We start from the raw sequence: 14,681 nt of genomic DNA, 5'->3' as shown, positions 1-14,681 counted from the left end.
CAAAGTCTATGTGTCAGCGGAAGCGGCCCACGACGTATTCGACCCGGATTAAGCACGAAGAGAAGAATATTTCCTCGCCACCGACGGAAAACCGGCCATTTCCGTGAAGTCGCCAACTGCATCACAACCGGGGCTGGAAGGCCCCTAAACGCTGGACACCCCATTTGCAGCCACGTAACGTCGGAAATACCACTAACTGCACCCTGTGAGCAGAAGGGCCTCACCATGGACTGGTTGATTTGGGTCATTGTTATTGTGCTGATCGTCGCGATTGTTTGGTGGCTCCTGAGCCGCAACAACGCCAGGAATTCCTCAACTGCACCATTGGGCACTGCCTCTGGAACCACTGCCTCTGGAACCACTGCCCCTGGAACCGCTGCCTCTGGAACCACTGCCCCTGGAACCGGGGCTCCCGGACGGCCGGGCACTGCCCCACCCGCCGCAATGGAACCCAGCGACACGATGTCGATGCCCGATACAGCAGCGGCGGTGGCTGGCGTCGCGGGCCTGGCTGGGGTCACGAATATGGGGAAGGCAGCGGCTGAGGGCAGCGGCCCCGTCGAGTCCAGTATGGAGTCGCGCGTCGAAACCGAAGCCCACGCCGGACAGACGGTGGACGAACCTGTCGTTGAAACGCCTGAGCTCGACGAGCCAGTAGTCGATGAACCAGTGGTGGACACGGATGCACAGGTCACTGCCGGGGATGTCGATGACTGGGAGGCTGCCGGAACGCCGGCATCTGTACCCAGGGCGGACGAGCCCGCAGTTTCTGTGCCTGCAGCCCCTGAGCCGGCAGTTTCCGAACCATCGGTTTCTGAATCCCCCGTTTCCGCATCCCCTGAGGGAGTAACCGCGGATGATGTGACGCGCGCCGACGACGCGCCCAAGGTGGACGGGTCAGCGGCCAACGCCGCAGACGCCAACGCAGCCGATAAGGCTGAGTGGGAATCCTCGTGGACGGATGCAAGCGGCGCAGTGGTCCACCATCACGAATACACGGATCAACACTCGGCCACGCTGGCGGGAGCGGAAACCGCGGCTGCTGAAACGGACGACGAGGATTCAACGGCAGCAACGGGCCATCTCGCCGCCGAGCATCCCTACGGGGTTGGCTCTGCAGGAGCCGCGGCAGACGGCACTGGCCCCGAGGGCTACCCGGTGAAGGCCAACGCTACAACGATGACCTATCACGATGAAGGTACCGCCGGCTACGCCGAAGCAACCGCGGATGTGTGGTTCGAATCCGCCGCGCATGCGGAAGCGGCCGGGTTCCGCCCTCCTCCGCGGAACAGGCACTGAGCGGAACAGGCACTGAGGGCTCCGCAAGTAACCGGACTCACTTCCGGGAATCGTTCGTGGGAGAGCGATATGGGCAGATATGCAGCAAATGCTGGCGACCAACCCGCCAACGGTTTCTGCCGGTTGGTGCCCACCCGGGCCGCACTGCTGTTTCCGGCCGCTTTTTTACTGGCGGCCCTGCTGGCGGCTTGCACGGGTAGTCCGTCGTCGCCAGGTTCCGCGGCCACCCCTGACGGCTCCATCCGCTCCAGTGTCCCCGTGTCGCCCGGGACGGGCTCCACCTCCGGGTTGGTGCCACCTGCTTTTCCACCAAAATTGGAGGTACAGCAAAAGCTCGACGCCGGCCTGCAGCTGCCGTGGTCCGTCGTCTTCCTGCCGGACGGCACAGCCATCGTGTCAGAACGCGATTCGGCCCAGGTCAAAAGCATTCGTGACGGCAGGACAACGACCATCGGTGAGGTTGCCGGCGTCGATCATGGTGGCGAAGGTGGGCTTCTAGGCCTTGCCCTGTCTCCCGCCTTCGCCAGTGACCGCTGGCTTTACGCCTATTTCACGTCAGCCACGGACAACCGGATCGCCAGAATGCGCTTGTCGGAAGAGCCGGGAGGCACTTTGAGGCTCGGCGACCCTGACGTGGTCTTTTCCGGCATATCAAAGGCTTCAACCCACAACGGCGGCCGGATCCGTTTTGGTCCTGACGGCTTCCTCTATGTGGGCACCGGCGATTCGCAGCGCCGGGAACAACCCCAGGATACAAACGCATTGGGCGGGAAGATCCTCCGGCTGACTGTTGACGGACGCCCTGCTCCGGGCAACCCGTTCGGAGACAACCCCGTCTATAGCTACGGACACCGGAACGTGCAGGGTTTGGCATGGGACAGTGAGGGGAGGTTATGGGCCAGTGAGTTTGGTCCGGACGTGGACGACGAACTGAACCTGATTACCGCTGGCGGCAACTATGGCTGGCCCACAGTGACGGGCGCCCCGGGCCGCAGCGGGTTCATTGATGCCAAGGTTGTTTGGCCTTCAACCGCTGACGCGTCACCCAGCGGATTGGAAATTGCCGACGGCGTGGCCTACACGGGCGCCCTTCGCGGCCAACGGCTTTGGGCCATCCCGCTCAACGGCGACAATGCGGGTTCACCTGTGGCTTACTTCACAGGCGAGTATGGTCGCCTAAGGGATGTCGCCAAGGCTCCCGACGGGACCCTGTGGGTCCTCAGCAACAACAGAAACCCTGATTTTGCGCTGATTTTGAGGGCGTCTTCGTGAACCTACAACGCCCGGCGCCGCCGATTTCCCTCATCCGCCGAAGTCGTGTAGAGTTACATGTCGTTGCGGAGATCGCTGAGGGAACAAAAGCCCCCGGGTATGGTCGAAATCAACAGCTGCACCTCTAGCTCAACTGGCAGAGCAATTGACTCTTAATCAATGGGTTCCGGGTTCGAGTCCCGGGGGGTGCACCAAGGGAAGGCCTTGGAGTGATATTCACTCCAAGGCCTTTTTTCGTTGCTTTGTTGCGCTGGAACACCACTCTTCGTGGAATGCATCACGCCGGGCTAATTCTGGTTAGCAGCCCTCAAAAAGTGGTGTAGAGTTATCTGTCGTTGCGGACGTCACGGAGAATATGACTCCTTCGTTTTGACCGAAACAATAGCTGCACCTCTAGCTCAACTGGCAGAGCAATTGACTCTTAATCAATGGGTTCCGGGTTCGAGTCCCGGGGGGTGCACAGAATAGGAAAGGCTCCGGATCGTTGCTACGATCCGGAGCCTTTCCTGCTTTGGCTTTTCCTGCTTTCCCATGCCGGGAAATTCCTTACCGGCGTGGCTCAGGGGAATGAGTCAGCTTGACCTGGTCACGTTCGGGCGGGTCGGGTTCAAACCGGCGGGTTGGCGTCCCCCACCGAACGGTCAAGCGCGGGTATTCCGGCGAGGCCACGGACGACGATCTTGAGTTCGTCGCGCAGCCTGGCGGTGTCGACCTCAACCAGGGCCAGCACGTCCTGCTCAAGCCGCACAGCTTCGGCCAAAGCTGCAGAACCGGCGTCCGTGAGCGTCACAACGTGGCTGCGGCGATCCGAGTCGCTGCGCTGGCGGCTGACATGCCCGTGCAGCTCAAGCCGTGCAAGAGTAGTGCCCATGGTCTGCGCCTTGACCCTGGCAACTTCAGCCAAAGCAGCCTGCGTAATGGGCCCTTTCGCAGCAAGGACTTCCATGGCGATCACGCCGGCATGCGTCAGTCCGATGTTCTTCAATTTTTCATTCCATGAGATTTCCACGAGTCGCGCAGCTGTTGAAAGCAATCGCGTGGTGGGCCATCTCTCCATATCTGGCATGCCGCCAGTATATGCGTGTGGAAGCTGTCGCCGTTGCTTCCGGCCACTAAGCTGGGGAGTCGCGAACGTTAGCAAGGAGCAAATTATGGCGGAACGTCTTATTCCCGGTGATGTAGCCCCGGACTTCACTCTTCAAGACCAAGATGGCAACAACGTCAGTCTTTCCGACTTCCGTGGACGGAAAGTCATTGTCTACTTTTATCCGGCAGCATCTACGCCCGGCTGCACCAAGGAGGCATGTGATTTCCGGGACAACCTCGCGTCCCTCCAGACTTCGGGTTATGAAGTAGTGGGAGTCTCTCCAGATCCGGTGAAAGCACTGGCCAAGTTTGCGGGGGAAGAACAGCTGACGTTCCGCATACTCTCGGACGCAGAGCATTCGGTGGCCGATGCCTACGGCGCCTGGGGCGAGAAAAAGAATTATGGCCGCACCTACATGGGCCTCATCCGTTCCACGATCGTGGTGGATCCGGACGGAAAGGTCCATTTGGCCCAGTACAACGTCAGAGCCACTGGGCACGTCGCCAAGCTTCGCCGCGACCTCAAACTCGACAAGTAGCGGGTACACTGGAGGCCGGAAGAAGGCTCCGGTCAGCCCACAGGGCAGTCCAGTGGCCAGCCAGCGCGAGTGGTGAAATTGGCAGACACGCAGGATTTAGGTTCCTGTGCCTTCGGGCGTGGGGGTTCAAGTCCCCCCTTGCGCACAGCAGAGGTAACAACACAGCAGTTGGAGCAACACGACAGCAACACAGTGGTGAAGAACCACGGATTCTGAAACGCCCCCGGTTCGCTGAACATTTCATTCGGACCGGGGGTGTTCTTTCCTCAAGCAGACGGGGACCATGCCCGCAACACGCCTGAACCGGCACCGGGGGCGTTCAACTAGACTGGAATGCGGTCTGGCCGAAGCCGGCCACAGCACTTCCGACCGGCTTGAGGGGACAAGAGTGGCAAGCAGCAAGATACGGCGGCTGGGAATACTGTTCACGGCAGTCCTCGTGATTTTGGGACTGGCATCATGTACCGGAACGCCTGAGCCTGCAGCGTCGTCATCGGCAAGCAGCACGGCAGCTGCGGAGCCGACGGCTACGTTTAATTTCGGTACGGCATCCATGCCGTTGGGCCTCGACCCGGCAATGACAGCAGATTCGGAGTCATACCGCGTGACCCGCCAGGTCCTTGAGGGACTTGTAGGCGTCGACGGCACCACGGGGCAGACTACTGCCCTCCTCGCCACGGAATGGAAAGACAGCAACAACGGGCTGAGCTACGACTTCAAGCTGCGTGAAAAAGTAACCTTCCATGATGGAACGCCGTTTGATGCCGCTGCCGTTTGCGCCAACTTCAACCGCTGGTTTACGTTTCCCGCCGACCTGAGGAAGCAAGCGCCCGGGATCTCATTCCAAGGCGTCTTCAAGGCCTATTCGGACGAGCCCGTGTTTTCGATCTTCAAGGACTGCAAGGTTGTTTCCGCCAGCAACGTCCAGATCAACCTCACCCGGCCCTTCACAGGTTTCCTGCAGGCCCTGACGCTTCCCGCCTTTGCCATATCCTCCCCCGCCGCTTTGGAAGGACAGAAGGCCAACGTCCTGGACAAGGCGCAAAATGGCCAGGCGGTGTCCGCCTACGCCAGCCATCCGGTGGGGACAGGCCCTTACGCATTCACTGCCTGGGACGAACACAAGATCACGTTGACCAGCTATAAGGGCTACTGGGGCAACAGGGGCCAAATCGCCGTCATCAACTTCATTCCTTACGACCACGCCGAAACGCGCCAGCAAGCGCTCCTGGACGGCAAGATCGACGCCTACGATCTGGTGACATCCGGAACCTTTGATCATCTGGTCAAAAAGGGTGTCCAGATCATCCAGCGTGACCCGTTCTCGGTGATGTACCTCGGCATGAACCAGGAGGTTGCACCCTTGGACAAGCTGGAAGTCCGCCAAGCCATCGAGATGGCTATTGACAAGGAATCGCTCATCCGCAGGTTCTTCATAGACAACACGGCACAAGCTTCTCAATTTGTTCCCCCGAAGCTCAGCGGTTTCAACAACAATGCCCCGTCGCTGGGATACAACCCGGAGAAGGCGAAGGAGCTGCTGGAGAAGGCCGGGTACAAAGGCGAGGAACTGAAGTTCTACTATCCGCTCAACGCCACACGGGCCTACATGCCCACCCCGGAGAAGATCTACGCCGAGATCAGCCGCCAGCTCGTTGCCGTAGGCATCAATATCAAGCCGGTTCCCGTGGACTGGGAGGATGGCTATCTCCAAAAGGTGCAGTCCCCTGGCGATCACGCCCTGCACCTCCTGGGCTGGAATGGCTCCTATGCGGACGCTGACAACTTCCTGGGCCCGCTTTTCGGAGAGGCCAGGGGTGAGTTCGGATATACGGATTCGGAAGTTTTCCACAAGATCGAGCGGGCCCGCGCCCTGCCCGATGGCGATGAGCGCAATACCCAGTACCAGTCCGTCAATGCCGAGATAGCGGCCTCCGTACCGGCCGTGCCCATAGCCTTCCCCATCTCGGCGCTTGCCCTGTCCGACAAGGTGGAAAGCTATCCCGCTTCACCTGTCCTCAACGAAGTTTTCACAAACGTCCGCTTAAAGCCTTGACGATTCCCTGTAATTTCAGTATTGCGTCTGCCCGGGGATATTCTGTGACAGCCAGTGCCGCCGCTAACGGAGATTGATCGTGACCTTCATTTCCAAGACTCAACATGCCGACGTCGTCCTTATTGGCGGCGGAATCATGAGTGCCACCCTTGGTGCGTTCATCAAGCAACTCGAACCCACCTGGACCATCTCCCTCTTTGAACGACTCGAAGAAGCGGGACTCGAAAGCTCCGGACCATGGAACAACGCCGGCACCGGACATGCTGCGCTGTGTGAGCTTAACTACTCCCCCGCGGCCAAAGACGGCTCTGTGGATCCTTCCAAGGCCATCCACATCAATGAGCAGTTCCAACTTTCGCGTCAGTTCTGGTCCCATCTGGTGGACAGCAATGTCATTGGCTCCCCCAAGGGCTTCATAAACACTGTTCCGCACATGAGCTTCGTCATCGGCGACGATCACGCGAACTTCCTGAAGACCCGGTACGAGGCCCTCAAGCCCAACACGCTGTTCCGCAGCATGGAATACACCGAGGACCAGGACAAGATCGCCAAGTGGGCACCCCTGATCGTCAAGGGCCGGGACCGCAAGCAGCGCGTTGCAGCCACCCGCGCGGCGGAAGGCACCGACGTCGATTTCGGCGCCCTGACCCGTGAACTGACCGGCTACCTGCGGGCCACCGGCGCCGAGGTCAACTTTGGCCACGACGTCACCAACATCCATCGTGCATCAGGTGGCGGTTGGGATCTTTCCCTCAAACACCCCAAATCAGGTGAGCACGGCCGCATCCACGCCAAGTTCGTCTTCGTGGGCGCCGGTGGTGGCGCACTGCACCTGCTTCAAGCCTCGGGCATCCCGGAAAGCAAAGGCTATGGCGGATTCCCCGTCTCCGGCCAGTTCTTCCGCTGCACGGACGAGTCCATCACCTCCCAGCACAGCGCCAAGGTATATGGCCAGGCGTCCGTTGGCGCCCCACCCATGTCCGTCCCCCACCTGGATACCCGGTTTGTTGAGGGCAAGCGTTCACTCCTCTTTGGGCCGTACGCTGGTTTCTCCACGAACTTCCTGAAGACCTCCAGCTACCTGGACCTTCCGCTGTCCATCCGCCCGGGGAATATCATTCCGATGCTGGCGGTGGCCAAGGACAATATGGACCTCACTGCTTACCTCATCAAAGAGGTAGCCAAGCGCCACGAGGCGAAGGTGGAGTCCTTGCGTGAGTACTATCCCGAGGCCGTTGGCGCTGATTGGGAGCTGATCACTGCAGGCCAGCGCGTCCAGATCATCAAGAAGCACCCGCAAAAGGGCGGCATACTGCAGTTCGGTACTGAGGTCATCGCGTCCCGTGATGGTTCAATCGGCGCCCTTTTGGGTGCGTCTCCGGGAGCTTCCACGGCTGTTCCGATCATGATTGAGCTGTTGCAGAAGACGTTCCCCAAGAACTTCAAGGGTTGGCAGTCCAAGCTCAAGGACATGATGCCGGGCTATGGCGTGAAGCTTAACGAGAACCCGGAGCTTGCCGCCGAGCTTGAGGCAAGCACTGCACGGTCGCTGCAATTGGAAGTGGCCAACGCCCTCCAGGGCTAGGCCGGCCGGGGCTGCGGCCGGGTTCCCGTCAGCCGAATTATTCCGTAGATCTCAGGAGACTATGCAATGTTCCGCCTGGCCACGTTGTCCCTGGGAAACCGTGCCCTGATCGCGCTGATCACCGTCTTTGCGGCGGTGTTCGGCGTGATCACCATGGGCTCGCTCAAGCAGGAACTTATTCCGTCGATCGAGTTCCCGCAGATCACCGTCATTACCTCCATGCCGGGCGCTTCTCCCGAAGTGGTGGACAAGCAGCTGAGCAGGCCCCTTGAGACGGCCCTGAACAGCGTCGAGGGACTTGAGTCCACTACCTCCACATCCCGCAATGGTGTTTCGCAGATCACCATGGTGTTCACGTACGGCTCCAACCTTGACCGTGCACGGAACCAGATCGACCGCGCGATATCCAACGCCAAACGCGTGCTTCCGGCCGACGTCGAACCTCAATCCATTGCCGGCAACATCAGTGACTTTCCGATCGTGTTCCTGGCTGTCTCCTCTGACAAACCGCTCAGCGAACTCAATGCCGACCTCCAGCGCTTGAGCGTTCCCCGACTGCAAAAAATCGACGGCGTACGCGGCGCCGATCTGACTGGCGGCTCCAAGCAGCACATCCTGATCCAGCCCCGCCCTGCCGATCTTGCGGCGAAGGGTGCGTCCATCCAGTCGATCAGCAGCGCACTGAAGAACAACGGTGCCCTGGTTCCTGTGGGCACCATAGAGGACCAGGGCAAAACCCTGTCCCTGCAACTGGGCAGCCCGGTTGATTCCCTTGACGTCATTAAGGGCTTGCCGATATCCGGCGCCAAGGATTCCGCCACCATCGGAACTGTGGCTGATGTCAGCATCGAGGACGATGCCGCCACGTCCATCACGCGCACGAATGGCAAGCCAACGCTGGCGCTGTCAGTCACCAAGAAGCCCGAAGGCGACACTGTGGCGATTTCGCACGCGGTGCGGGACGCACTTGCGCCGATGGAAGCAGAGTTGGGGAACAACGCTGCCTTCACGCCAGTCTTCGACCAGGCTCCCTTCATAGAGAAGTCCATCAAGGACCTCACCACCGAAGGGCTCCTTGGCCTGGGATTTGCCGTCGCTGTCATCCTTGTCTTCCTCATGTCCGTGCGGTCCACGCTGGTTACCGCAGTGTCGATCCCGCTTTCCCTCTTAATTACGTTCATCGGCATTTCCGCCACGGGCTACTCGTTGAACATCCTTACTCTCGGTGCGCTTACCATCGCCATTGGCCGTGTGGTTGATGATTCGATCGTGGTGATCGAGAACATCAAGCGGCACTTAAGTTATGGCGAGCACAAGCTGGCCGCCATCCTGACCTCCATCCGGGAAGTTGCCGGCGCTATCACTGCGTCCACCCTGACCACAGTGGCTGTCTTCCTGCCCATCGCCTTCGTTGGGGACCTCGCGGGCGAGTTGTTCCGGCCCTTTGCCCTGACGGTAACCATCGCCCTGTTGTCATCCCTGCTGGTTTCCCTCACGATCGTTCCAGTCCTGGCTTACTGGTTCCTTCCTTCGCCCCGCCAGGATGCCGAAGCATCAATCACGCGCAACGAGGCTGCTGCGAAGGCCCGGGAGGCCGAGCAGCGCAGCCGGCTCCAGCGGGGTTATTTGCCTATCCTCGCGAAGACCCAGAAGCACCCCGTCCTTACTTTGTCCGCGGCGGCCTTGGTGCTGGTGGCGACGGTCGCGGTATCGCCGCTGCTTGCCACGGACCTGCTGGGGAGATCCGGCGAGAACAGCATGACAGTGCGCCAGGTCCTTCCCGCAGGAACGAGCCTGGAGGCCACCAGCGCTGAAGCCACCAAGGTGGAGGATATGCTCCGGGGCATGGAGGGCATCAAGGACGTCCAGGTGACGTCCGGTAACGCCCAGTCCGGCTTCGCCGCGCTAACGTCAACTGGTTCCTCCAACTCGACCTTCACGATCGTTACGGACGAGAAAGCGAACCAGAAGAAGCTTCAGGATGATGTCCGCTCCAAGCTCCAGGGTGCAGCGGGCAAGATCAGTGTGGGTTCCCAGCAGGGCGGATTTGGCACATCATCGACGGTGGACATCACCATCAAGGCCGCCAATTCCGCTGATCTTCAACCTGCAAGTGACACCATGGTCAAGGCGATGCAGGACGTACCCGGCAGCACCGAGGTGTCTACCAACCTCGCCGCGAACCAGTCCGTGGTCCAAGTGCGCGTGGATCGTGCGAAGGCAGTGGCCGCCGGTCTGACGGAGGAGCAGGTGGGGGCTTTCCTGGCGTCGACCGTCAGCCCGGTTCCGGCAGGTACGGTACGCATCGAGACCAACGACTACCCCGTCCAGATTGGAAAGGGAACGCGCTTTACCAGCATCGTGGCGGTACGCGCACTGCCACTTCCGACGCCGCGTGGTCCTGTGTCGCTGGAGAGTATCGCGACCGTGGAACAAGTCGATACGCCGGTGTCCATCACCAGCAGCAACGGCCAGCGGACCGCGAAGGTGACGGTGACGCCGTCGGGGTCCAACCTTGGCAGCGTCAGCACGGAAGTTCAGAAGCGGTTGGCGTCCGTTGACTTGCCTGCCGGCGTCACTGCCGCGATCGGTGGTGCCACGACGCAGCAGGCGGAGTCCTTCCGGCAACTTGGCCTGGCTCTCCTGGCCGCGATCGCGATCGTCTACGTGATCATGGTGGCCGCCTTCAAATCGTTGGTGCAGCCGCTGATCCTCCTGGTTTCCGTCCCCTTCGCTGCCACGGGCGCTGTGGGCTTGCTGTTGGCTACGGGCGTTCCGCTGGGTTTGCCATCGCTGATTGGCATGCTGATGCTTGTTGGCATCGTGGTCACCAACGCAATCGTGCTGATCGACCTCATCAACCAGTACCGCAAACCCCACAACCGCACGCCGGGCATGAACGTGGCTGATGCCATTACCCACGGTGCCCGTCAGCGCCTGCGCCCCATCCTGATGACGGCGTTGGCCACGGTGTTCGCGCTGACTCCGATGGCCCTGGGCCTCACTGGTGGCGGTGGTTTCATTTCGCAGCCGCTGGCAATCGTCGTGATCGGTGGCCTGGTGTCCTCGACGGCGCTAACACTCATCCTGGTCCCCGTCCTTTACAAGCTGGTGGAGGGACGCCGGGAGAAAAAACAACTCCTGAAGCAATTGCAACACCGTCCCGAAGTCACACCCGGTCCGGGAAACGGCGGGAACGGCAAGGACGACTTCGCCGATTGGACCACTGGAATGGTGCCCCGCGTTACCGGACGCCGGGCGGCAAACAACCCCGCGGAGTAGCGCCGCATCACAGCCAACAGGGCCGGGAACAATTCCCGGCCCTGTCCTGTTACAGGCAGTGATACATGCAAATGCATCTAGTTTGGGATACACTGTTTACAGAGCCCGGCACCACGGGCAGGGAGAAAGGCACATCATGCAGATCGGCGTATTCAGCGTCAGTGACATCACCACTGACCCCACCACGGGCCGCACGCCCACGGAGAACGAACGCATCAAGGCCTCGGTTGCCATCGCCAAAAAGGTTGAAGAAATCGGCATGGATGTCTATGCCATTGGCGAGCACCACAACCGGCCCTTCTTCTCATCCTCCCCCACCACCACCCTGGCCTACATCGCAGCCCAGACCGAGCGCATCACCTTGTCCACGGCCACAACCCTGATCACCACGAATGACCCGGTCAAGATCGCCGAGGACTTCGCGATGCTGCAGCATCTCTCCGATGGCCGGGTAGATCTGGTGCTTGGGCGCGGGAACACAGCTCCTGTATACCCCTGGTTCGGCAAGAACATCCAGGACGGGATCGAGCTCGCGATCGAAAACTACAGCCTGCTCCGCAAGTTGTGGGATGAGGATACGGTCAATTGGTCGGGCAAGTTCCGCACACCACTGCAGAACTTCACGTCCACACCGCGCCCCTTGGACGGCGTTGCCCCCTTCGTGTGGCACGGATCAATCCGCACGCCGCAGATCGCCGAAGTAGCTGCCTACTATGGCGACGGCTTCTTCGCCAACAACATCTTCTGGCCCAAGGAGCACTACCAGCAGTTGATCGGCCTCTACCGCGAGCGCTACGAGCACTATGGGCACGGCACGGCCGACCAGGCAATCGTGGGATTGGGTGGCCAGTTCTTCATGAGGAAGAATTCCCAGGACGCCGTCAAGGAGTTCCGCCCCTACTTCGACAACGCGCCGGTGTACGGCCACGGCCCTTCCTTGGAGGACTTCACCTCACAGACTCCCCTGACCGTGGGCAGTCCGCAGGAAGTCATCGAGAAGACGCTCACCTTCCGTGAGTTCTTTGGCGACTACCAGCGGCAGTTGTTCCTGATCGATCACGCAGGTTTGCCCCTGAAGACCGTACTGGAGCAGCTTGACCTCTTCGGCGAGGAAGTCCTTCCCGTGCTCCGCAAGGAATATGCTGCCTTGAAGCCGGCCACCGTGCCGGACGCGCCGACGCATGCTTCCCGCGTTGCTGCCGCCATGGAGGCCAGCGTCAACGAGTCTGCTCCAGCTGGAGCCCCGGGTCAGGAGGCCTGATGTCCAGCCCTTCGGCGTCATCCGCCGTTCGCCTCGCGGCCGAGACCTGGGAGTCGCTGTTCCGCTCCCAGGTGGCGGTGATGCGGAAACTTCAATCAGGTCCTGCGTTCAAATCACTGCCCGTGAAGGAGTACGACGTCCTGTTCACGCTCTCGCGATGCCCTTCGGGCCAGCTGCGGTTGAACGAGATCAATGACAAAGTGCTGCTGAGCCAGTCCAGCCTGAGCCGTTTGGTGGACCGTCTGGAGAAGCGCGGTTTGGTGGAACGGACAACAGCGCCCGACGACGGCCGTGGAGTGCTGCTGTCCCTGACCGAATCAGGCAGCGAGCTGCAAAAAACAATTGGCCGGGAACACGTGCGTGATATTGCGCAACTCGTGGGGCCGGCGCTGACTGTGGAGGAGCAGCGCGAGCTGTTGCGGCTGACGGAGAAGCTGCGGGCCTCGGTGTCAGGACACCAGGGGACGCACGGGTAAGCCTGCCACCCTGCGCAGGTTAATTTCAGCGCAGGTTATCTCAGCGCAGGCGGACGAGCTGCCGTGGATCCTCCATTGGGAGCTCACCGTTGACTGATGCACTGACTTTGAGGGTCTTCAGCGACAGGCTGCCACCTACAGTGGACAAGAAGGCTGTGTCTGAAGAATCCCGTCCTGCCGTAATGCGAAGCATGGACCCGCGGGGCGCCAGCCCCGTGGGATCGATGATGTGCCATTCATTCTCGATGTAGGCCTCTGCCACAGCGTGGAAGTCCATGGGGCTCAGACCGGGTGCGTACACAGCCGCGAGGCGGGCGGGAACATCCTTGGACCGCAACAGGGCGATGGCCAGATGGGCGAAGTCACGGCATACACCCCGGCGGTGGAGAAGCGTCTCCACCGCCCCGTCGGTTCCTCGTGAGGACCCACTGACGTAACGAAGCTCTCCGTTGACCCAATCGCGGACAGCGTGGAGCAGTTCGGCCCCGCCAAGGCTGCCGAACTCGGCGTAAGAGGTGGGCAGCAACCGATCAGATTCGGCGTAGCGGCTCGGCCGGACGTACCGGATGAGTTCCATCGGAGAGGGTGTGTCGCATTCTGCGAAGCCATGGACCGTTGCCTGGTAGTCAACCGTCACTTCGCTGGGCTCCGCGAATTCCATATATTGGAAGCGGCCCCCGTGATGGTCGCTGAGTTCAGCGAAAGGAATCTCGTTCCCATCCAGAGTGATGGAGAGTGTTTCCGTCACTGACTCGTACCCCGGATTGTTGGCCACGGCAATGGCCATGGCCACTTTCGTGTTGGCTACAGTCTTGAAAACGAGCTTGGCAGCAACGTTGCGTTCCATTGATCTCCGGGGTGGGTTGCGGCGGGACAGCCCCCGATGTCGCCGTTGTGTGGATCAGCCAACCGCAGGACTACAGATTGACCTTCAGAGACAGTAGCATCCGTTGGACGTTCGCGAATTCAGAATCGTGGGCGACGTACTTCGCGGCCAGGTCCAAGGTGTCAAAAGTCTTTGCGGGGGCTACTTTTTCATCGGCGGCGAAGGCATGGACCGCCGTGACATCCCCGAAAGAGTAGTCGCCCTTGCCGGCAGGCCCCTGAACGCGGTTCCTCAGTTCGCAGGCATGCCCGTCGGCGCCAGCCACCATGTTGGTGATGCCATAGGATCCGAAGAATTTGTAGCCCTGGATCACGCGGAAAACGACGCGGGGATCAATGGTGTCCGGACCATCGGAGTGCGGAACATCCAGTGGCACACTGCTGATAACAACGTAGGGATGGCTTTGGCCCGCGGGGCAAGAGATTGGACCTGCAGGAGGCAGACCTGTCTGAAGGGTCGCGATGTATCGGCCCCCGCCATCTTTGACTTCGACCTTAAGGGCACCGGGCAATGAGCCGGCTTGAGCCGTGACCGACTGTGCAATCCAATCGCCGGGGAGTTCGAAGCTGATTTTTTTGGCGGGATCCGTGTAGGTCTTCCAGGTCAACGCCGTGGCTGCCGGGCTCGGGTCAGAGCTGGTTGCAGCACTTGAGCCGGGTGTCGCGGTCGGCGGGTCGGAGACGGCGTCTCCTGGCGGCGTCGTGCTTTTCGACCCGGAGCCTTGGGACGGGAGGCCGGACTCTGAACCATTGGGATGGGAGCCGGAGGTCTGGGAAACCTGTGGCCCCTTGTTTTCAGTGGAACAGGCCGCGGTAGTTGTCAGCAGGACAGCACCCAGTACCAATGCGCCGAACCGAAGCTTCGCCGTCATACCGTCCGGGTGGGGAGTGCCGTTCATGCGCACAGCTTATCGGCGGGGAAGGCCCGACACGGGATTTG

11 protein-coding genes and 3 tRNA genes are annotated in these 14,681 nt (G+C 60.7%); 11 read left to right on the top strand and 3 right to left on the bottom strand.

Translation table 11 applies throughout. The features are described from left to right. Positions 1-225: 225 nt before the first annotated feature. The 4 genes from AC6I97_RS10785 to AC6I97_RS10770 all read left to right on the top strand — a co-directional run bounded on the left by AC6I97_RS10785 (position 226) and on the right by AC6I97_RS10770 (position 3,031). Positions 226-1,299, top strand: a complete 1,074-nt coding sequence (locus AC6I97_RS10785; RefSeq protein WP_497944873.1) for a sunset domain-containing protein — start codon at positions 226-228, stop codon at positions 1,297-1,299. A gap of 69 nt (positions 1,300-1,368) precedes the next feature. Then, positions 1,369-2,571, top strand: a complete 1,203-nt coding sequence (locus AC6I97_RS10780; protein WP_497944872.1) for a PQQ-dependent sugar dehydrogenase — start codon at positions 1,369-1,371, stop codon at positions 2,569-2,571. Positions 2,572-2,689: 118 nt separating this feature from the next. Then, positions 2,690-2,765, top strand: a tRNA-Lys gene (locus tag AC6I97_RS10775). Between the two features lie 193 nt (positions 2,766-2,958). Further along, positions 2,959-3,031 (top strand) — tRNA-Lys (locus tag AC6I97_RS10770). Between the two features lie 147 nt (positions 3,032-3,178). On the opposite strand, the gene AC6I97_RS10765 is transcribed toward AC6I97_RS10770, so the two are convergent. Beyond that, a complete protein-coding gene (locus tag AC6I97_RS10765) occupies positions 3,179-3,637 on the bottom strand; it encodes a MarR family winged helix-turn-helix transcriptional regulator (RefSeq protein WP_224164613.1) in 459 nt (152 codons plus the stop codon). A gap of 85 nt (positions 3,638-3,722) precedes the next feature. Between AC6I97_RS10765 and bcp the strand changes: the two genes are divergently transcribed. From bcp to AC6I97_RS10730, 7 genes are all read left to right on the top strand, one after another. Further along, positions 3,723-4,196 carry a thioredoxin-dependent thiol peroxidase gene (gene bcp / locus AC6I97_RS10760; RefSeq protein WP_224164614.1) on the top strand — a complete coding sequence of 158 codons (474 nt, stop codon included), beginning with the start codon at positions 3,723-3,725 and terminating at the stop codon, positions 4,194-4,196. A 63-nt stretch (positions 4,197-4,259) separates the two neighbouring features. Beyond that, positions 4,260-4,341 (top strand) — tRNA-Leu (locus AC6I97_RS10755). A gap of 243 nt (positions 4,342-4,584) precedes the next feature. Beyond that, positions 4,585-6,252: an ABC transporter substrate-binding protein gene (locus AC6I97_RS10750; protein ID WP_497944871.1), complete on the top strand. Its 1,668-nt coding sequence runs from the start codon at positions 4,585-4,587 to the stop codon at positions 6,250-6,252. A 79-nt stretch (positions 6,253-6,331) separates the two neighbouring features. Further along, positions 6,332-7,837: a malate:quinone oxidoreductase gene (locus AC6I97_RS10745; RefSeq protein ID WP_309931227.1), complete on the top strand. Its 1,506-nt coding sequence runs from the start codon at positions 6,332-6,334 to the stop codon at positions 7,835-7,837. 66 nt (positions 7,838-7,903) lie between these two features. Then, positions 7,904-11,119, top strand: a complete 3,216-nt coding sequence (locus AC6I97_RS10740) for an efflux RND transporter permease subunit (protein ID WP_497944870.1) — start codon at positions 7,904-7,906, stop codon at positions 11,117-11,119. A gap of 136 nt (positions 11,120-11,255) precedes the next feature. After that, positions 11,256-12,380: an LLM class flavin-dependent oxidoreductase gene (locus tag AC6I97_RS10735; RefSeq protein ID WP_309931222.1), complete on the top strand. Its 1,125-nt coding sequence runs from the start codon at positions 11,256-11,258 to the stop codon at positions 12,378-12,380. Beyond that, the gene (locus AC6I97_RS10730; protein ID WP_309931219.1) at positions 12,380-12,856 is read left to right on the top strand and encodes a MarR family winged helix-turn-helix transcriptional regulator; all 477 of its coding nucleotides are present in this window, start codon (positions 12,380-12,382) and stop codon (positions 12,854-12,856) included. The genes AC6I97_RS10735 and AC6I97_RS10730 overlap by 1 nt, the downstream gene beginning before the upstream one ends. Positions 12,857-12,896: 40 nt before the next feature. On the opposite strand, the gene AC6I97_RS10725 is transcribed toward AC6I97_RS10730, so the two are convergent. Together AC6I97_RS10725 and AC6I97_RS10720 are read right to left on the bottom strand one after the other, a co-directional pair. Continuing rightward, a complete protein-coding gene (locus AC6I97_RS10725; protein ID WP_224164620.1) occupies positions 12,897-13,703 on the bottom strand; it encodes a transglutaminase-like domain-containing protein in 807 nt (268 codons plus the stop codon). 70 nt (positions 13,704-13,773) lie between these two features. Next, entirely contained in the window at positions 13,774-14,640 is an 867-nt protein-coding gene (locus AC6I97_RS10720; protein WP_497944869.1) for a hypothetical protein, read from the bottom strand. Positions 14,641-14,681: the final 41 nt, after the last annotated feature.

The sequence above is a fragment of the Arthrobacter sp. TmtSoilC48 genome (assembly GCF_059739425.1).
The sequence above is the reverse complement of the archived record's forward strand: the minus strand, read 5'-3'. Positions and strand labels throughout refer to the sequence as shown.

Bases quoted from the DNA above. Each gene is read 5' to 3' on its own strand.
- AC6I97_RS10785 (WP_497944873.1), top strand. From the start codon at position 226: ATGGACTGGTTGATTTGGGTCATTGTTATTGTGCTGATCGTCGCGATT.
- AC6I97_RS10780 (WP_497944872.1), top strand. From the start codon at position 1,369: ATGGGCAGATATGCAGCAAATGCTGGCGACCAACCCGCCAACGGTTTC.
- AC6I97_RS10765 (WP_224164613.1), bottom strand. From the start codon at position 3,637: ATGCCAGATATGGAGAGATGGCCCACCACGCGATTGCTTTCAACAGCT.
- bcp (WP_224164614.1), top strand. From the start codon at position 3,723: ATGGCGGAACGTCTTATTCCCGGTGATGTAGCCCCGGACTTCACTCTT.
- AC6I97_RS10740 (WP_497944870.1), top strand. From the start codon at position 7,904: ATGTTCCGCCTGGCCACGTTGTCCCTGGGAAACCGTGCCCTGATCGCG.
- AC6I97_RS10735 (WP_309931222.1), top strand. From the start codon at position 11,256: ATGCAGATCGGCGTATTCAGCGTCAGTGACATCACCACTGACCCCACC.
- AC6I97_RS10730 (WP_309931219.1), top strand. From the start codon at position 12,380: ATGTCCAGCCCTTCGGCGTCATCCGCCGTTCGCCTCGCGGCCGAGACC.
- AC6I97_RS10725 (WP_224164620.1), bottom strand. From the start codon at position 13,703: ATGGAACGCAACGTTGCTGCCAAGCTCGTTTTCAAGACTGTAGCCAAC.
- AC6I97_RS10720 (WP_497944869.1), bottom strand. From the start codon at position 14,640: ATGAACGGCACTCCCCACCCGGACGGTATGACGGCGAAGCTTCGGTTC.